Consider the following 19,385-nt stretch of genomic DNA (forward strand, 5'->3'; position numbering starts at 1 on the left):
TCCTTGATGCTGGCAGGGTTGCATTATTGTATTAGGATTAGGTCAAATTTTACTTGTCACTCATTAATAATTCCAGCAAAGCCTTTTGTGCGTGTAGACGATTTTCCGCTTCGGGGAAGACAACGCTTTGAGGGCCGTCGATGACTTCGGCGGCGACTTCCTCGTTTCGATGTGCGGGAAGGCAATGCATGAAAAGCGCGTCATGGTTTGCCGCATTCATGACTCGTTCGCTGACTTGATAGCCCTTGAAAGCTATTTCGCGTTGTTTTTGCTCTTCTTCATGGCCCATGCTGGCCCATACGTCGGTAACAATCAAGTCCGAAGCTTCTGCCGCTTGTTCGGGAGAATTAAAAAACTCAATGTGCGACCGTCCGGCTTCTACTATTGCCGGGTTCGGTTCATAGCCCTGCGGGCAGGCAATATGCAATTTAAAATTCAATAACTTTGCAGCGTTGATATAGGAATGACACATATTATTGCCGTCCCCAATCCAGGTAACGGTCTTGCCTTCTATGTCGCCGCGATATTCGAAATAAGTTTGCATATCGGCAAGTAGCTGGCAAGGGTGTAGAAGATCGGTAAGCCCGTTGATGACCGGTACGCTGGAGTATCTTGCGATCGTGGTGACCGTTTCATGTTTAAATGTTCTCAACATGATGCCGTCGACCATGCTTGAAATGACTTTTGCGCTGTCTTGCAAAGGTTCGCCGCGACCGAGTTGTGTGTCGCGCGGCGATAGAAATAAAGCCGAACCGCCTAAATGAATCATGCCGGTTTCGAACGAGATACGAGTTCGTGTCGAGGATTTTTCAAAAACCATGGCAAGAACCTTGCCCTTCAACGGTTGATAGTTCGGGTCACGATATTTTTTTAGCTCGATTGCCCGATCGATTAAGGTTCGAAACTCGGTCGAAGTTAGATCATTTAGGCTAATAAAGTGTCTAGGGTTCATTGGCTTGATGTTTTTCCGTGAATTCTTGGATGACGGCAGTGAGTGTTTTCACCAGTCTTTCGATTTGTTGCGCGTCGATGATCAACGGCGGTAATAACCTTATGGTTTTTTCATTAGTCACGTTGATCAACAATCCTTTTGACAAGGCGTTGTTGACGAGCTCGCCGCAAGGTACCGATAGTTCGATACCGATCATTAAGCCTTTTTGACGAACTTCTACGATCATATTGTTGCCGATCAATAGTTCATTGAGTCTGGACGCGATTGTTCGTCCTTTGATTTCGGCTTGTTCGATCAAATGGTCGTTATTTAATTCGTTCAATACGGCTAGAGCTGCACTACAAGCTAAAGGATTGCCGCCAAAAGTCGAACCGTGGGTGCCCGGTGTCAAAATTTGCTCGGCCTTTCCTCTCGCTAAACAGGCGCCGATCGGAACGCCGTTAGCGAGCGCCTTGGCGAGTGTGCAAACATCGGGAAGTATGCCGTTATGCTGGTAGGCTAAAAACTTGCCGGTACGGCCAATACCCGTCTGAATTTCATCCAGCATCATCAATAAATCGTGCCGGTCGCATAGTGTGCGGATGTTATTGAGATAATCCGGCGCGGGGATATTAACCCCGCCTTCGCCTTGAATCGGTTCTATAAGAATGGCAACTACATTGCTATGTTGTTGCAAGGTGTTTTCGATCGCGGTAATGTCGTTATAGGGGACGCGAACGAACCCCTCGACCAGTGGCGCGAAACCTTGCTGGATTTTGGCGTTCCCTGTAGCGCTAAGCGTCGCCAAGGTTCGGCCGTGAAAGCTTTTTTCCATCACGATGATGGCGGGGGTTTCTATGCCTTTTTGATGACCGTATCGGCGTGCTATTTTAATAGCTGCTTCATTGGCTTCGGCGCCCGAATTGCAGAAGAAGGCATTTTCCATCCCGCTTAGAGCCGTTAACCGATCGGCGAGTTGTTCTTGTAAATCGATGCGGTATAAATTGGATGTGTGAACCAACTTCGCACTTTGCTCACAGATGGCTTGATGTATGGAAGGATGGGCATGGCCCAAGTTGCATACCGCAATGCCGGAGAGAGCGTCCAGATAGCAGTTGCCTTGTTGATCCCAAAGCCAAGCGCCTTCCCCTCTATCCAAGGAAATGCTTAAGCGTCCGTAAGTTGGCATAATGTGGCCGGTCATTGAATATACCTTACCTAAAATGCAAAAAGGCGGCTAAAAGCCGCCCGTAAGAAAACCGATGATTATATGTTTGATAACCGGGCTAATCAATAGTATTGCTATAAAAAGAAGCTTTTTTAATAATGCAAATCTTGATAGTATTACTAGGTTTTTATAATTAACGAGTAATTTTTATGGATGTAATAAGCAGAATTAAAGATCAGATTGAAAATAATCCGGTAGTACTCTACATGAAAGGGACTCCCGATTTTCCACAGTGCGGATTTTCCGGTCGCTCGGTACAAGTATTGCGCGCCTGCAAGGCCGATTTCATGTTTGTTAATATTTTCGAAGACCCTGAGCTCAGGGAGGCGTTGAAGGAATATTCCAATTGGCCGACTTATCCTCAGCTTTATATCAAAGGCCAATTAGTTGGCGGTTGCGATATCATTCTTGATTTATATAATACGGGTGAGTTAGTCAAGTTGTTGCAGGATGCTGAAGCCATTAGCGCTTAATCTTTTTGCCGGCCATGGATGGCGTGAGGCTTTCGTGTCATTGTGACCGGTCCCCGACAGTCCTAGCCCGGATGAAGCTTTCGATGTCGCTGTAACTACCAATGCAAACACAACCTTTTATCCTGAATTCGGCAATTTAACCATGAAGCACATGAGGTTCATGAAGGATTCCAAGAACTTACCAAATCCTTCTCGCTAACCTTTTTGGTGAGCGAAAGTTCTATACAAACGCGTAATAAGCTATTGAATTAACTTCCTATTCTTCATGATCTTCATGGTGAAATGCTTTTTCTAGGTTTATGCCGGTTAAATTCTTGGTCGCATCCCCTAGCTTTCAGCCATATCTGAACCTGATTTTGTCTCGGTATCGGATTCTAACGCTTCCAGTTTTTTCCAGCGGTTGACGATTTTGCAAAAAAGTCTAGCCGTTTGTTCGGCATCGTATAAGGCCGAATGCGCTTGGTCGCTATCCCAATTTAATCCAGCTGCGGCGGCAATTTTTGCCAGTACCGTTTGCTGATAGACTAGACCGCCTAATGTTGCGGTATCGAAAGTGCTGAAAGGATGAAATGGACTGCGTTTGATTTGTGTTCTATGAATTGCTGCATTTAAAAAACCAATATCAAAAGCGGGATTGTGGCCAACCAGTATCGCTCGGGTGCAGTCATTTCTTTTTACGGCCTTTTTGATGGGTTTGAATAGTTTATCCAGCGCATCTTTTTCTTGAATAGCCATGCGGAAAGGATGGTATGGATCTATTTTGTTGAATTTTAGAGCGGATTCGTCTAATTCGGAATTTTGAAAAGGAATGACATGACATGCGTGACGCTCGGTGATTTCAAGGTTACCGTGTTTATTCAGTTCCACGATGACCGCTGCAATTTCCAGTAACGGATTTTTTTTGGGGTTGAAGCCTCCGGTTTCAATGTCGATAATTACTGGAAGGTAACCTCGGAAGCGACTTCCCAGGGGCGTTATGGTTTTTTCCATCGATACATAAAAATTGAGAAAAATTTGAAAAAAGGAGTAGTGGCAAGTTTATTGCCAATGCTCGAAAGGGCAGGGATATTGTGCTATCTTACGCGAAAAACACCGAATAATAAAAATTTAGATATTGCGAGGCCGTATATGAATCTAAAACCAATGGTAGTTCGTTTGGCGATGCCGTTATTGCTGAGCTCCGTGATCGGATGCGCGTCGGCGCCCGCAGCTAGGATCGATGAAAGCGATCCGTGGGAAGGCTTTAACCGGAATATGCAGGTCTTTAACGATAATTTGGACGAGTATGCCATGAAGCCTCTTGCCAAGGGCTATCAATGGATTACCCCTTCTTTTGTTGATCGGGGCGTTACGAACTTTTTCAGCAATATTAATGATATAGGCGTTACTATTAACGATTTGTTGCAATTTAAACTGGCCCAGACCGGATCGGATGGCGCTCGTTTTCTTGTGAATACGGTGGCGGGTATCGGAGGTTTGTTTGATGTTGCGACAGAAATCGATTTGCCAAAGCATAATGAGGATTTCGATCAAACTTTAGCGGTTTGGGGAGTGCCGTCAGGACCGTATTTAGTGTTACCGCTTTTCGGCCCGAGTTCTGTCAGAGGCGTTTTCGGCCTTGTCGGCGATGCCGCGATGAATCCGATTAGTTATATCGATGGCGGTATCGTTTCCGGAACTTATGGTGCTATTGGTGGCGGTCTATTTGTATTGAATGCGGTCGATACTCGCGCCGACAATTTGAGCACAACAAGAATTGCGACAGAAGCCGCTGTGGATCGATACGAATTCTTCAAAAATGCCTATATACAACAACGAGAATATTTGATTCTAGACGGTAATGTGCCCGAAAACGATTGGGATCTCGATGTTGATTTTAACAATTTCAATGACGAATATATCGAACCGGATGCGATTTAACTGAAACGACTTGGAGAGAAGGGCTATGGTTAAAATTCTTGCCTTTTCCGGTAGTGCTAGAAAAAATTCCTATAACCAGAAATTGGTTGAGATCGCTGCCGATGGAGCTCGACGTGCGGGCGCGGAAGTTTCTTTGATTAATTTAGCGGATTTTGAAATGCCCATTTTCAATGAAGATCTTGAAAAAAAAGAGGGAATGCCGGGGTCGGCACGGGATTTTAAGTCGCTTTTAATCGCACACGACGGTTTTTTAATCGCATCGCCTGAATATAATAGTGCATTTAGTCCATTATTAAAAAATGCAATAGACTGGGCGTCGCGCAGGGAGGGCGATGAGTTGCCTCTGCTGGCATATCGCGGAAAATTAGCGGCAATTATGTCTGCTTCGCCTGGCGCCTTGGGTGGTTTGAGAGGCTTGGTGTTTTTAAGGTTGTTGTTGTCCAATATCGGTGTAACCGTTCAATCCGGTCAACAAGCGATAGCCAATGCTGCAAAAGCATTTAACCATGACGGTTCGTTAGTCGATTCCGCTCAACAAGATGCGGTCATCGAATTGGGCGTTAATTTAGCTCGGACACTGGCAAAATTAAAATCTACAGAATAGCGAAAAGTGATTATTAAGGAATATGCACAAATTTACTTCTACAAGTTTTAAGGCATTGTGGTGGTTCGGCGACTCGCTTGTCAGGACGCCGTGAATACATCTATGTAGGCTCGACGGCGGCTATCTGATCGCCAAGGATGGCGTGAATGCAGATTTTGCATGGAGCAAAAATCTGCCCTGCTGCCGACGCCTGTCAATCGAGCCACCGAACCTCCTTTCAGCATTTACCGAAGTTACTTTATGCTCGTTTCTAACCGCATCTTTAATAAATCGATTTTCTCAAGGGTACGGTAAAAAATACCTCCCTAAATAAATCTGACGCTTTGCACACATCCTGCGCAAGTTTATCGTTCCCATTCTCTGCGCTCGCCGTTATTCACATCTATTTGATATGCTGTTGGCCATCCTGCTCGTTGCTAAGATTTATTTTGTGGCCCCCCCGCTACCGTTACTTCGGAAATCGGTCGAACGTCTTCCATCTCAGTTTCTCGATTTAGTAAAGGTGATAATGTCGGCTCCAACGACTTGACAATTTGCACCGGTAGCGAACTGGTGAATCGGTAGTTTTCCGCATCGGGTCCTTTGACATAAGCGGTAATGACACCAAAGAATCGATCCCCAAGGAAAAATGCAAAAGTTGCGGCACGGCTGATGAATTTCGACTCGATCAACCGTCCACGTTCTCCCCACACTTGGCGCCGATGGTCGCCGGTGCCGGTTTTTCCGCCTATTGCGATCGGTTCGATATCGGAGTCTTTGTAAACGTTTCTTAAGCGCGTTGCCGTTCCCCCTTCGACAACGCCAATCAGAGCATCACGGGTCACTTTTGCAATTTCGGGCGCAAAGACTCGCTGGCCATGAGCGGGTTGTCGACTCATGATGGTTTCATAGGGCGTGTCTTTTGCGAAATGAAGTTTTTCAAAACGAACTAGCGGTTGTCTGATGCCGTTGTTTTGTAAAATACCCATCAGCTCTGCCAATGCCGCCGGACGGTCTCCCGACGCACCGATTGCGCTAGCATAGGAAGGCGTCAAATAACTGAAAGGGTAGCCCGTTCTTTGCCAAGCACGATGGATTGAGGTAAATGCTTCGATTTCCAGCAGCGTCATAATGCGCCGTTGTTGAGCATTGGCGCGGCGGCTCCTAAATAACCAGCGATAAACTTCCTGGCGTTGCTCCGTGCTGGCTTCTAGGATTTCTTCTTTTGTTGCGTTAGGATGTTGAGCTAAATACCTGACTAACCAAAGTTCGAGAGGATGGATTTTGGTGATGTAGCCTTGATCCTGTAAGTCGAAATTGGCCGGAGAGTATTTTTCGTGCAGTTTTTCGATTTTTTCATTGCCGAGCGCGGAGGCAGGTAGGTTTTTTTTCAGAAACTGTTCCAACGCATCAATGCTAGCATCGGGATAAATCGATTGGTATAGCATAGAAAACCGGGATGCTTTGGCGTAAACGCGTTTTGTCAGCATGGCCAGGGCTTCTTCGGGCGACTTATCTTGATATTTTGCGTAGAATCGGCGCAAATATATACGTCCTTCACGGTCGGCAAAACGTTGGAGATATTCCTGGCGGCGAGGGTCGTTCGGAATTTCCAGCCATCGTGCAACGCCTCCAGGTTTGTAAAGGTGATGATATACGACTTCGCGCATGAGGCGAATGAAGACTAAATTGACCGAATCGCGCAAGGCATCGCGAACCGATAGGATTTTTTCGTTGTCTATCCGGCTGAAATTACTAAAGCGATGAATGCCGCCCCCGGTATAGAAACTTTCTCCCGGGCTGGCCGAGAAACGCCTGTCGAGGGCCCGGTTCAATAAATCTTCCAATTGTATATTAGGGTTGGCGCGAAGTTGATGGATTACCCAGGCGGAAATATAGTCGCGTGAATGCAGTTCGATTTTATTGAATTCGGAAGCCGGGGTGTGTTTGTAAAGTTCGTAAACGTTGGTGACTAGTTCAAGGTAATGAACCATCGTTCTGAGTTTAGCGGTGGAACCTAGGTCGATTTTAATGCCTTCGTTGATATCCAGCGGTTGATCGTAATTATCGGTTTGTACGCGTAGCAAGTTGCCTTTTGGGCTTCGCTCGAACAACATCAAGCTGTAAATAATAGGCGAGGGATCGTTGGTTTCATTTAATAACCTGAATCCGATTGCGCCCGCGGCTCGGGCGCCTTCTATTTCGCTCAAACGCCTGAGGGATTGACCGACTGCTTGCTGAGTATCGAAATCAATAGTCGACTTTGCGGTCAAGTCAATTCGGTCTAATTCGTAGATCGAATGAACTCCCAGCGCTCTAGCTAATCGTGTCCGGAGTACGGCTTGGGTCTTTTTTTCGGTCATGAACTTGGCCGGCTCTGGGATTTCCCTGGTTTGGCGGGCAACGGATGCTTGTAATGAAGCATCGCGTAATGATGTTGAAATGATGCCTTGTTCGGCCATGACTCTTAAATAGCTGTCGGTAAGATTTTGTAATGCTTTGAAGCCGGTCTTAGAACCGAGTAGATCTGAGGGTCTTCGTTGCGATAGAAGCAAGCTGAGCACTTGCCGGTAGGCTTTGCCTTGTTCGGGACTGACTGCTTGTTCGGGGTCGAAGGCGCTTGCAGCGAGTAGGCGATTGGTTTCTTCAAAATCCGCTCCGTACCAGGCCGATAATCCATCGCCCAAACCATGAACTTCACCAAGTTTAGGCGTCGCTGCCAACGGCATTGAGTTTAGATATGAAAGCGCGATCTGTTTCCTCATTTCCCGGGTATCGGGGCCCAATAAGTAAGCGCGTATCGAAGCGCTGACCATTTGTTGCAGTTTGTCTTTGATTGAGTGAGTATAGCCGTCCGGTGAATGACGGTATTTTTCTAACTGAGTTGCCAGGGTGCTTCCGCCCGGAACGTTGATGTTTGAGCCGAATTGCTTGGCAATAAATTGCATGCCGGCGAATCCCAGTCGACTCCATTCGATAGCCGGATTAACCGTGGGGAATTTATCATTGAGTAATTCGCGGTTCTCAATAAATAACAAAGTGTTGAGAATAAGCGGAGGAATCGCATCAAAATGTGTATATCCGTAAGTCGGATGCCGGGTGTTGAATAATTCGCGGTCTTTGTAATCGATGATGCGAAGCCCGGCTTGAATTTTTTCCTGATAGATGGGATTAAGCCCGTAGTCGTTCAATTGCAGCATCACATCGGACGAGTGTGCCTGGGCCGATATCTTGAAGCCGTTGTTTTCCAAGCGGGATATCATGTCGGGTAACGATGTGTACCCGAGCCGTCGATCGTAAGGGCCATCAGAAGGAAAGCGAATCGACGAACTGGCGCCGGTTTCAAGTTTGAAACTCAACTGTTTGGTAATCTTCGAAAGATATCGGGCTTGATAGCGGGAAGTTTCTATTTCCTCCTTGACTAAGACGACAAAAGAAAAGCTTAACCACGCCGCGCCGATCCAAAAACTCGATACCAATAACCGGCGAATTTTCAGTTTAACATTTCGCATATTCTGTGGTTACCTTCAGTTAGGTCTTGTTGAGTTTGGGCCGTCCAAGTATGGGATAGGTCGATTCTTTAGGGGAAATATATCTTTCGCACTTCAAATTTCGGCAGTGTCAGAGTAACTATTCAGTACCCGGTAATCACCGTTCCCACGCTCTGCGTGGGAATGATAAGGGGATCTGAATAATTACGTGTCAGAGGCGCCGCCGGGGTGCTCGTTTCCTTGCCTAACGCTAAGTGAGGGAACGAACACCCGGCACCAAATTTTGATCTACGATGAGTATAATTGTCAAAAACTGATTTTAAACCCTTTATTCATCATTTATTAATTTTAAATTAATGCAAAGAGGTATTTTTTAATCGAAAGTTCAGTTGCTTTATCAAGGTCACTAAAATAATCCCAATGCTTGATAAGTATTTTGATCGAAGAGTGTAGCGACAGCTTTGCAGTAAGTGAAAATTGTTAATGACCAAATAGCGATAATTTCGTAGAATTAACTTAGTTTTGTCTTTTCTGTAACGGGATGGGTCATGTGCGGCTCCTCCCGTTTTGCACATTTGAGGTAGCAGATTTTGAGTAAACCCGCATTACTGGTATTGGAGGATGGATCGGTTTTTAATGGCGTATCCATCGGAGTGGATGGTTGTTCCGTTGGAGAAGTCGTTTTTAACACTTCATTGACTGGATATCAGGAAATATTGAGTGATCCATCCTACGCGCGTCAAATCGTAACATTGACATATCCGCATATAGGCAATGTAGGTGCCAATGCAGAGGATGACGAGTCGCCGAGCGTTTTTGCCAGCGGTTTGGTTATTCGAAATTTACCATTGCAGGCTAGTAATTGGCGGTGTGAGAAAACCTTGCAGGAATATTTGATCGACCGGAATGTGGTCGCGATTGCCGAGATCGATACGCGTAGACTGACTCGCTTATTACGCGATAAAGGTGCTCAACGCGGTGCTGTCGTTGCCGGCGATAACCCCGATATCGAGATTGCCAAGAAAGCGATAGCCGATTTTCCAGGCCTTAAAGGCATGGATTTAGCCAAAATTGTGACTGTCGAGAAGTCTTATGAATGGACGGAGGACGTTTGGGATCTCGACAAGGGTCATCAAACAGCCGCTAATTTGACTAAGCATGTTGTAGCTTTTGATTTCGGTATTAAGCGCAATATCCTGAGGCTACTTGCCAATCGCGGATGCCGAGTTACCGTTGTTTCAGCACAGACGCCTGCTGAGAAGGTCTTGGCAATGAATCCCGATGGCGTGTTTTTGTCGAATGGCCCGGGCGATCCGGAGCCATGCGATTATGCGATCGAAGCGATAAAATCGATTCTCGATACCAAAGTCCCTGTTTTCGGTATTTGTTTAGGCCATCAATTATTGGCTTTAGCCAGCGGCGCAAAAACCGAAAAAATGAAATTCGGGCATCATGGCGCGAATCATCCTGTTCAAGAGCTTGCGACCGGACGGGTTATGATCAGTAGTCAAAATCACGGCTTTGCGGTCAACGAAGCGAGTTTGCCAACGCATTTAAAAGCGACTTTTCGTTCGCTTTTCGACGGCAGTCTGCAAGGTATAGAGCGAACCGATTGTCCGGCTTTCGGTTTTCAAGGGCATCCCGAAGCGAGCCCAGGGCCGCAGGATGTCGAAAGTTTATTCGACCGTTTCGTCGAGATGATGGAACGACCCCAAACGCACTAAGGATTTCGTGATCAATAACGTCCTGTAGTTATACCTTTCGCACTTCAAATTTCGGCAGTGCCGGAGGAGGCCTCGGGGTGCTCGGTAAAGGCTTTGCCAGCATGGAGCTGGCATAGAGCCTACATGGACGTATTCACGGCGTCCTTTGACGGGCACCCCGAGGCCGAATTTTCATCTAAGATGAGTATATGAGCTTTGTTGAGGGTTCGGTCACTCTCTTGACAGGACGCCGTGAACCCAGCACCTAAATGATCCAAGATGGTTGACCATAGCCAATGGGCCATGGAATTTAGGATCTGGGTGAATGCAGATTTTGCAGGAGCAAAAATCTGCCGTGCCGCCGACACCTGCCAATCGAGCAACCTAACCCTCCAAAATAGGGAAGTTATTTTCGACCAAATCCTAAACCGCCACCGAGAAAGAACAGTATAAAAATGCCAAAAAGAAGCGACATAAAATCGATTTTATTATTGGGCGCAGGTCCTATTGTCATCGGACAAGCTTGCGAATTCGATTATTCCGGCACGCAAGCATGCAAGGCATTGCGCGAGGAAGGTTACCGGGTCATTTTGGTTAATTCCAATCCTGCGACGATCATGACCGACCCTGATATGGCCGATACAGTTTATATCGAGCCGATCGACTGGCAAACCGTCGAAAAAATTATAGAAAAAGAGCGCCCCGACGCGATTTTGCCGACGATGGGCGGGCAAACCGCATTGAATTGTGCTTTAGCGCTCGACAAGCACGGCGTGTTGGAAAAATACGGCGTGGAAATGATCGGTGCGACTAAAGAAGCGATCAATAAAGCCGAGGATCGGGAGTTGTTCAACCGGGCAATGCGAAAAATCGGCCTGGAAGTCGCGAAATCCAAAACGGCGCATAGTATGGAAGAAGCGCTGGCTGCACAAGAAGAAGTCGGTTACCCAACCATTATTCGCCCCTCGTTTACGATGGGCGGCAGCGGCGGCGGTATTGCCTATAACAAGGAAGAATTTATTGAAATTTGCGAGCGTGGATTGTATTTGTCGCCGACCAATGAATTGCTGATTGAAGAGTCGGTGCTGGGCTGGAAAGAATTCGAAATGGAAGTCGTGCGCGATTCGAAAGACAATTGCATCATCGTTTGTTCGATCGAGAATTTCGATCCTATGGGTGTGCATACCGGCGACTCAATTACTGTCGCCCCGGCGCAAACCTTGACCGACAAGGAATACCAAATATTACGTAACGTTTCATTGGCCGTCTTGCGCGAAATCGGCGTCGACACAGGGGGGTCGAACGTACAGGTCGCGATCAATCCGGAAAACGGGCGGATGGTCATTATCGAGATGAATCCGCGTGTTTCGCGATCGTCCGCTTTAGCCTCGAAAGCGACCGGTTTTCCGATTGCGAAGGTCGCGGCTAAGCTCGCGGTCGGCTATACCTTGGACGAGCTGCAAAACGAAATCACCGGCGGTGCTACGCCGGCCTCGTTTGAGCCGACGATCGATTATGTCGTGACCAAGGTGCCGCGCTTTACCTTCGAAAAATTCCCGCAAGCCGATGATCGATTGACGACACAAATGAAATCGGTCGGCGAAGTCATGGCGATCGGACGCTCGTTTCAAGAGTCTTTGCAAAAAGCCTTGCGTGGGCTTGAAGTCGACAAGACCGGCCTCGATGAGATTGTCGATTTAAATGCCGAGGATGCCAAGGAAATTTTACTCAAAGAAATGCGTCATCCGGGCGCCGAACGCTTATGGTATGTTGCCGATGCGTTTCGCAGCGGTATGTCGCTTGAAGAGATTCATGACATCTGCAAAATCGATCCCTGGTTTTTGGCGCAAATCGAAGACTTGCTGATTGCCGAAAAATCGCTGTCAACCAAAACATTGGCGACTTTGGAAGAGGGCGAGCTCTATCGTTTGAAGCGTAAAGGGTTTTCCGATGCCAGGCTGGCAAAATTACTCGATACCAGCGAGTCTGAAATTCGAAACGCTCGACATAAAAACAACATCCGTCCGGTTTATAAACGTATAGATTCGTGCGCGGCTGAATTTTCATCCGATACCGCTTATTTATATTCGAGTTACGATGAAGAATGCGAGGCACGGGTCAGCGACAAGGATAAAATTATTATTCTGGGCGGCGGTCCTAATCGAATCGGGCAAGGCATCGAGTTTGATTATTGCTGCGTGCATGCTGCATTGGCATTGCGTGAAGATGGTTACGAAACGATCATGATTAACTGCAACCCGGAGACCGTTTCGACCGATTTCGATACCTCCGATCGCTTGTATTTCGAATCGTTGACCTTGGAAGATGTCTTGGAGATCATTCACCTCGAACAACCGAAGGGCGTGATCGTTCAATACGGTGGACAAACTCCGCTGAAACTGGCGCGCGCACTTGAGGCCGCTGGAGCGCCGATTATCGGTACGTCTCCCGATTCGATAGATTTGGCCGAGGACAGAGAACGCTTTCAAAAATTATTGGAAAGATTGGGCTTGAAACAACCGCCCAATGCAACGGCGCGTTCGGTCGAGCAGGCGATACTTTCGGCGCGGGAGCTGGGTTATCCGTTGGTGGTTAGGCCTTCTTATGTGTTAGGTGGTCGGGCAATGGAAATCGTTGTGAACGAAGAAGGACTCCAGCGCTACATGAAAGAGGCTGTCAGTGTTTCTAACGACTCTCCGGTATTATTGGACCGATTTCTCGATGATGCGGTTGAAATGGATGTCGATGCGATTTACGATGGTGAGCGGGTGTTGATCGGCGGATTGATGGAGCATATCGAACAGGCGGGTGTTCATTCCGGCGATTCGGCTTGCTCGATACCCCCATACGATTTGCCGGCGGCTATTCAAAATCAATTGCGCGAACAAGTTGCTAAAATGGCGGAAGCACTTGGTGTGAGGGGGTTGATGAATACCCAGTTTGCAATTCAAGGTGACGATATATATGTACTTGAAGTAAATCCTCGGGCATCGAGAACGGCGCCGTTCGTTTCCAAGGCGACCGGTTATCCGTTGGCCAAAATTGCTGCGCGCTGTATGGTTGGTAAATCTTTAGTTGAGCAAGGTATTACAGAAGAGCGTATACCTTCGTATTATTCGGTCAAGGAAGCGGTGTTCCCTTTCGTTAAATTCCCTGGCGTCGATCCCTTATTAGGGCCTGAAATGAAGTCGACCGGTGAGGTGATGGGTGTTGGAAAGACTTTTGGCGAAGCATTCGCCAAATCGCAACGTGCCGCCGGTATTGATTTAAGCCAAAGCGGGAAAGTATTGATCAGTATTCGTGATGCGGATAAGGCTAAGTTGCCAGAATTGGCTAAAATGCTGGTTGCAAAAGACTATCAAATCGTCGCGACTCGGGGGACGGCTAGAGTATTGAAAGAAGCCGGTATTCCTTGCGACGAAGTATTCAAAGTCAACGAAGGTAGGCCGAATACCGTGGATATGATCAAAAACGACCAAATTCAATTAGTCGTTAACACCACTGATGGCAAGAAAGCTATTCACGACTCATTCACGATGCGAAGAGAAGCATTGCAGCATCGTGTAACCTATTACACTACGATGGCTGGTGCGCGCGCCGCGTGTTATGCATTGGGAGAGTTGGCGGCTGGAACCGTGACTAGCTTGCAAGAACTTCACAAAAGCTTAATCGATGCCGATTAATCGCTCGCGTCTCTCAACAGGCTGAAAGATCTCTGTCGGTTTCCATTGTGATCTGACAGTTGTTCTTAAGAATCTCGCGATAAATAACTGTCTGGAGTTTTGAGCTTTGTCGAGGGGTCGGTGACTTGCTTGACAGGCCCTGCACCTAAATTATACGAGGGTGAACATGTCCGTGTAGGCTTGGCGGCGGTATTCCCGCCGCCGACGCCTGCCAATCGAGTCATCGAAGCCTCCAAAAATAGGAAAGTTATTTATGACCGAATCTTAAGCGTCACATTGGCTTATTACAACAAGTCATATGCCGACTCAATCCGACTATTTTTGCCGGGCAAATTCTTTTTGCTTGGTAACTACAATAAATTAAAGGAGTTGTATCCATGAATAAAGTACCTCTAACAGTCACCGGAGCCAAAAAATTACGCGAGGAGTTAGACGAGCTGAAATCCGTGGTGCGTCCCAGAATCATCAAGGCCATTGCTGAAGCCAGGGAGCACGGAGATTTGAAGGAAAATGCCGAATATCATGCTGCGCGCGAACAGCAAAGTTTTGCTGAGGGGCGCATCGCCGAGATTGAAGGCAAATTGTCCAATGCTCAAATTATCGATGTCACTAAATTGGATGCCAACGGTAAAGTCGTATTCGGTGCAACCGTTGAAATCGAAGAGCTCGAAAGTGGCGATACCGTCACTTATCAAATCGTCGGCGAAGACGAAGCCGATATCAAAGCCGGTCGTATCTCCGTTGGCTCTCCGATAGCACGGGCCTTGATAGGTAAAGAAGCAGAGGATGTGGTCATCGTCAAAGCGCCAGGCGGCGATATAGAATACGAAATTCTTTCGATTCAGTATATTTAACGATCGTGTGAAACGGCGGGCGGCTTGTGCGCGTTGCCCGCTCATAGGCTTATTTCTCCGGATTTAGTCGATGAATAACAAGAATCTGCCCTATGCTTTGAACGAAATTGGCTCCGGTTTGTGTGCAAATTTCCTGTTGTAGCTTTTTTCGATCGTCGCGTTCGGCGCGTATTTTTACTTTGATGAGTTCATGACTATTGAGCGCAATATCCATTTCAGCCAAAACGCCTTGCGTTAAGCCTGAATGGCCTATTATGACAACCGGTTTCAGGCTGTGGGCTTGGGCTTTGAGTTGTTTTCTTTCGGCGGGGGTCACTCTGTGTTTCCTTAGCTATAAATAAAACGCGAATTTTACACGATTTCCGATATGGCACGAAGTAAAAGCAGTAGTCGCTGGTTACAGGAACATTTTCACGATGAATACGTCAAAATGGCTCAAGCGCAAGGATGGCGATCTCGCGCAGTATTCAAGTTAATTGAAATACAAGAAAAGGACTGCATCATAAAACCGGGAATGAATGTCGTCGATTTAGGCGCGGCACCGGGCGGCTGGTCTCAATATGCCGGGCGCATTATCGGGAAAAAAAATAAAATTATAGCCCTGGATATATTGCCGATGGATCCATTGGTAAATGTCGATTTTATTCAAGGCGACTTTCGCGAAATCGCGGTGTTGGAACAGTTGCAAACCGTGTTGGCCGGAGCGGCTGTCGACTTGGTCATGTCGGATATGGCGCCGAATATGACCGGCAATAAAGGCGTTGATCAGCCTAATTCCATGTATTTATGCGAACTTGCGCTTGATACCGCGCGCTTGATTTTAAATCGCGGCGGTTCATTTTTAGTCAAGGTTTTTCAGGGCGAAGGATATGAAAGTTTTCTTAAAGATGTCCGGCAAAGTTTTTCATCGGTTGCGATCAGAAAGCCGAAAGCCTCTAGGCCAAGAAGCAATGAAGTATATATTTTAGGGAAAGGGTTTAAATAAGCTGATTGAGTCACCATGTTAATGAATGAGAATGGCGAAAATCAATAACAACGATCAGGAGCGCAGATTCCTGATACAATTGCAATGTTTTTAAACCGAGGGCCTGATAAGGTCAGAGGCTAGTAACTTGAACGATATGTTAAAAAATGTAATTTTATGGGTTGTCATCGCCGTCGTATTGATGTCGGTATTCAACAATTTCGCTCCGCGCGGAGAGCGCGGCGAACTTTCGCTGACTTATACGCAGTTCATACAAGCGGTTAAAATGGGGCAGGTTCAACAGGTTTCAATCGATGACAATGTCGTCAAGGGAAAAATGCAAACCGGCGAGACATTTCGCACCTATGCGCCGAACGATCCGCATTTAGTCGATGACTTACTCGAAGGCGGGGTCGACATTAAAGCCTTGCCGCCTGAACAACCTTCCTTCTTGATGCAGCTTCTGGTCTCATTCGGCCCTATCTTATTATTGATTGCCGTTTGGGTCTTTTTCATGCGTCAAATGCAAGGCGGAGGCGCCGGCGGTAGAGGTGCGATGTCTTTCGGTAAAAGCAAGGCGCGTATGCTTGAGGAAGACCAGATCAAAGTGACATTCTCCGATGTTGCAGGATGTGACGAAGCTAAGGAAGAAGTTGCCGAAATGGTCGATTTTCTAAAGGATCCCGCTAAATATCAAAAACTCGGCGGAAAAATTCCGCGCGGCGCATTGATGGTGGGCCCGCCCGGTACCGGTAAAACGTTATTGGCTAGGGCTATTGCCGGGGAAGCAAAAGTGCCGTTCTTCACCATCTCCGGTTCCGATTTTGTCGAAATGTTTGTGGGTGTCGGCGCGTCTCGAGTGCGTGACATGTTCGAACAGGCAAAGAAGCATGCGCCTTGCATTATCTTTATCGACGAAATCGATGCCGTTGGTCGCCAACGCGGAGCCGGATTAGGCGGCGGACATGACGAACGCGAACAAACCTTAAATCAGTTGTTGGTCGAGATGGACGGTTTTGAAGGTAACGAAGGGGTTATTGTGATCGCCGCGACAAATCGTCCAGATGTATTGGATAAAGCCTTGTTACGTCCCGGAAGATTCGATCGCCAAGTCACGGTCGGTTTACCCGATGTGAAAGGACGGGAGCAAATTCTGAATGTTCACATGAAGAAAGTTCCTGCCGCCGATGATGTTGTGATCAAATATATAGCGCAAGGCACGCCCGGTTTTTCCGGTGCGGATTTGGCGAATTTGGTTAACGAAGCCGCCTTGTGTGCCGCCCGAGCCAACAAACGATTGATCAGTATGATCGACTTGGAAAAAGCGAAAGACAAGATCATCATGGGCGCGGAACGTCGCTCTATGGTAATGAGCGACAAAGAGAAAAAAATGACGGCTTATCATGAAGCCGGACATGCCATTGTCGGACGTCTGGTGCCTGACCATGATCCGGTCTACAAGGTCAGTATCATGCCGCGTGGACGAGCCTTGGGCGTGACGATGTTTCTTCCCGAAGCTGATCAATACAGTATTAGTAAGCGTAAGCTCGACAGCATGATTTCGAGTTTGTATGGCGGACGAATTGCCGAGGAAATGATTTTTGGCTGGGAAGAGGTCAGTACCGGCGCATCCAATGATATCGAGCGTGCGACCGAATTAGCTAGAAATATGGTCACGAAATGGGGCTTGTCCCAGCGTCTCGGTCCTTTGGCTTATAGCGAAGAAGAAGGCGAGGTGTTTCTAGGTCGTTCTGTTACGCAGCATAAGTCGGTTGCCGAAGAAACCTCGCACACGATCGACGAAGAAATTCGCTCGATTATCGATAGGAACTACGAGCGCGCAGAAAAAATACTGAAAGAAAACGAAGATATTCTGCACGCGATGGCCGACGCTTTGGTGAAGTATGAAACGATCGATAAAGCACAGCTCGATGATTTGTTGTCAAGAAAACCGGTTAGGCCTCCCCAAGGCTGGGAAGATCCATCGCCACCGCAAGGCGGTGCTAAAGTAGATAGTCGAGCCAATGCTAAAGATTCCGAGCCGCCTTTAAGCGATGCCGCCGAACAAGGGCAATAATCATTTCGGAAACAAGTGAAAAGGAGAGTCGGTGACGGCTCTCCTTTTTTATTATTTTGAAACAAGCATGCTTTTTAACCAATCATGCTTTTTAACCAATAAGTAATAAACGGGCTTGAAGATGAAGGAAAAAAAATATTTTGGAACCGATGGTATTAGAGGGAAAGTAGGCGAGTATCCGATAACGGCTGATTTTTTGCTCAAATTAGGCTGGGCAACCGGTCGAGTCTTCGCGAATGAAGGGCACGGCTTCGTATTGGTCGGTAAAGATACTCGAATTTCAGGATATATGTTCGAATCGGCGCTTGAAGCGGGATTGACTGCTGCCGGCGTTGATACACGTTTATTGGGACCGATGCCGACGCCGGGCGTAGCCTATTTAACGCGGACCTTACGCGCCCAGGCGGGCATCGTCATCAGTGCTTCGCATAATCCATACTACGATAACGGCATTAAGTTTTTTTCGGTTGAGGGAACGAAACTACCCGATTCCATGGAGAAAAAAATAGAGTATTACCTAGACTCGCCTATGACGACGGTCGATTCGTCGAAGCTGGGCAAAGCCAATCGTGTTGGAGATGCGGCAGGCCGATATATAGAATTTTGCAAAAGTACGATTCCGACTTGGATGGACTTTAACGGTCTAAGAATCGTGGTCGACTGCGCCAATGGCGCGACTTACCATATCGCGCCGCACGTTTTCAACGAAGTAGGCGCTGAAGTCGTTACGATCGGCGCCGAACCGGATGGATTGAATATCAACGAAGAGTGCGGAGCCACTAAGACCGAAAAATTGGTTTCGACGGTTCTTGCCTATCGGGCCGATTTCGGTATTGCGCTCGACGGTGACGGAGATAGGTTGATCATGGTCGATCATAAGGGCGAAATCGTCGATGGCGACGAATTGATTTATATCATCGCTAAATCGAGATTGAGCTCAGGTGCCCTAAAAGGTCCGGTGGTCGGTACTTTAATGACAAATCTCGGTATGGAGCATGCGCTAAAAAGTTTAGGCATCGAATTGTTTCGAGCAAAGGTCGGAGATCGTTATGTCATGGAAATGCTCGAAGAGAAGAAGGGTATCTTAGGAGGTGAAAATTCGGGGCATATTATTTGTTTAGACAGAACGACTACCGGCGACGGTATCGTGGCGGCTTTACAAGTCATGGCCGAAATGAAAACCAGCGGTAAGACGCTGCATGAACTTAGGTCTGGTGTATGCATGTATCCTCAAGTTCTGATTAATCTGAGAACCGATATTAAAATCAACCCCGATAATCACGAAAAAATACAAAAAGCGGTTAAAGATGTCGAAAAAATATTGGGTGCTAACGGTCGAGTCTTGCTAAGAGCGTCAGGAACCGAGCCGTTGATTCGTGTAATGGTGGAAGGAGTCGATGAAGCATTGGTGAATAAATGCGCCAACCAATTAGCGGATGAGGTCAAGAAAGCAATCGATGCTTGAACAAGTTTCGATA

The 19,385-nt window shown here is 47.2% G+C and carries 14 protein-coding genes; 9 read left to right on the top strand and 5 right to left on the bottom strand.

Annotated elements, in window-relative coordinates; translation table 11 throughout:
* Window positions 1-49: 49 nt before the first annotated feature.
* The gene (gene argF, locus WJM45_RS08720; protein ID WP_341328562.1) at window positions 50-952 is read right to left on the bottom strand and encodes an ornithine carbamoyltransferase; all 903 of its coding nucleotides are present in this window, start codon (window positions 950-952) and stop codon (window positions 50-52) included.
* Window positions 942-2,135 (bottom strand): acetylornithine transaminase, encoded by a 1,194-nt coding sequence (locus WJM45_RS08725; protein WP_341328563.1) that lies wholly within the window; start codon window positions 2,133-2,135, stop codon window positions 942-944. The genes argF and WJM45_RS08725 overlap by 11 nt, the downstream gene beginning before the upstream one ends.
* 173 nt (window positions 2,136-2,308) lie before the next feature.
* On the opposite strand from WJM45_RS08725, the gene grxD reads away from it, so the two are divergent.
* Complete coding sequence (gene grxD / locus WJM45_RS08730) at window positions 2,309-2,632, top strand: Grx4 family monothiol glutaredoxin (protein WP_341328564.1); 324 nt, start codon at window positions 2,309-2,311, stop codon at window positions 2,630-2,632.
* Between the two features lie 327 nt (window positions 2,633-2,959).
* Here the strand turns inward: grxD and rnt are convergent, their stop codons facing one another.
* Window positions 2,960-3,622, bottom strand: coding sequence for a ribonuclease T (gene rnt / locus WJM45_RS08735; protein WP_341328565.1), 663 nt, complete (start codon window positions 3,620-3,622; stop codon window positions 2,960-2,962).
* A gap of 138 nt (window positions 3,623-3,760) precedes the next feature.
* Here rnt and WJM45_RS08740 point away from each other — a divergent pair, with 138 nt between their 5' ends.
* Together WJM45_RS08740 and WJM45_RS08745 are read left to right on the top strand one after the other, a co-directional pair.
* The gene (locus tag WJM45_RS08740) at window positions 3,761-4,552 is read left to right on the top strand and encodes a VacJ family lipoprotein (protein ID WP_341328566.1); all 792 of its coding nucleotides are present in this window, start codon (window positions 3,761-3,763) and stop codon (window positions 4,550-4,552) included.
* A gap of 25 nt (window positions 4,553-4,577) precedes the next feature.
* Window positions 4,578-5,156 (top strand): NAD(P)H-dependent oxidoreductase, encoded by a 579-nt coding sequence (locus WJM45_RS08745; RefSeq protein ID WP_341328567.1) that lies wholly within the window; start codon window positions 4,578-4,580, stop codon window positions 5,154-5,156.
* A 416-nt stretch (window positions 5,157-5,572) separates the two neighbouring features.
* On the opposite strand, the gene WJM45_RS08750 is transcribed toward WJM45_RS08745, so the two are convergent.
* The gene (locus WJM45_RS08750) at window positions 5,573-8,647 is read right to left on the bottom strand and encodes a transglycosylase domain-containing protein (RefSeq protein WP_341328568.1); all 3,075 of its coding nucleotides are present in this window, start codon (window positions 8,645-8,647) and stop codon (window positions 5,573-5,575) included.
* Window positions 8,648-9,216: 569 nt separating this feature from the next.
* Here WJM45_RS08750 and carA point away from each other — a divergent pair.
* The 3 genes from carA (at window position 9,217) to greA (ending at window position 14,866) form a co-directional block, all read left to right on the top strand.
* Window positions 9,217-10,350, top strand: a complete 1,134-nt coding sequence (gene carA / locus WJM45_RS08755; protein WP_341328569.1) for a glutamine-hydrolyzing carbamoyl-phosphate synthase small subunit — start codon at window positions 9,217-9,219, stop codon at window positions 10,348-10,350.
* A 434-nt stretch (window positions 10,351-10,784) separates the two neighbouring features.
* On the top strand, window positions 10,785-14,012 hold the full coding sequence (gene carB / locus WJM45_RS08760; RefSeq protein ID WP_341328570.1) for a carbamoyl-phosphate synthase large subunit: 3,228 nt from the start codon (window positions 10,785-10,787) through the stop codon (window positions 14,010-14,012).
* Between the two features lie 377 nt (window positions 14,013-14,389).
* A complete protein-coding gene (greA, locus tag WJM45_RS08765; protein WP_017839725.1) occupies window positions 14,390-14,866 on the top strand; it encodes a transcription elongation factor GreA in 477 nt (158 codons plus the stop codon).
* A 49-nt stretch (window positions 14,867-14,915) separates the two neighbouring features.
* Here the strand turns inward: greA and WJM45_RS08770 are convergent, their stop codons facing one another.
* The gene (locus WJM45_RS08770) at window positions 14,916-15,182 is read right to left on the bottom strand and encodes a YhbY family RNA-binding protein (RefSeq protein WP_341328571.1); all 267 of its coding nucleotides are present in this window, start codon (window positions 15,180-15,182) and stop codon (window positions 14,916-14,918) included.
* A 51-nt stretch (window positions 15,183-15,233) separates the two neighbouring features.
* Between WJM45_RS08770 and rlmE the strand changes: the two genes are divergently transcribed.
* From rlmE to glmM, 3 genes are all read left to right on the top strand, one after another.
* Window positions 15,234-15,851, top strand: coding sequence for a 23S rRNA (uridine(2552)-2'-O)-methyltransferase RlmE (gene rlmE, locus WJM45_RS08775; RefSeq protein WP_341328572.1), 618 nt, complete (start codon window positions 15,234-15,236; stop codon window positions 15,849-15,851).
* A 136-nt stretch (window positions 15,852-15,987) separates the two neighbouring features.
* Window positions 15,988-17,907 (top strand): ATP-dependent zinc metalloprotease FtsH, encoded by a 1,920-nt coding sequence (gene ftsH / locus WJM45_RS08780; protein WP_341328573.1) that lies wholly within the window; start codon window positions 15,988-15,990, stop codon window positions 17,905-17,907.
* Between the two features lie 121 nt (window positions 17,908-18,028).
* Window positions 18,029-19,372: a phosphoglucosamine mutase gene (gene glmM, locus WJM45_RS08785; RefSeq protein WP_341328574.1), complete on the top strand. Its 1,344-nt coding sequence runs from the start codon at window positions 18,029-18,031 to the stop codon at window positions 19,370-19,372.
* Window positions 19,373-19,385 lie beyond the last annotated feature (13 nt).

It is taken from the genome of Methylotuvimicrobium sp. KM2 (genome assembly GCF_038051925.1).
In the GTDB taxonomy this organism is placed as follows: Bacteria; Pseudomonadota; Gammaproteobacteria; order Methylococcales; family Methylomonadaceae; genus Methylotuvimicrobium.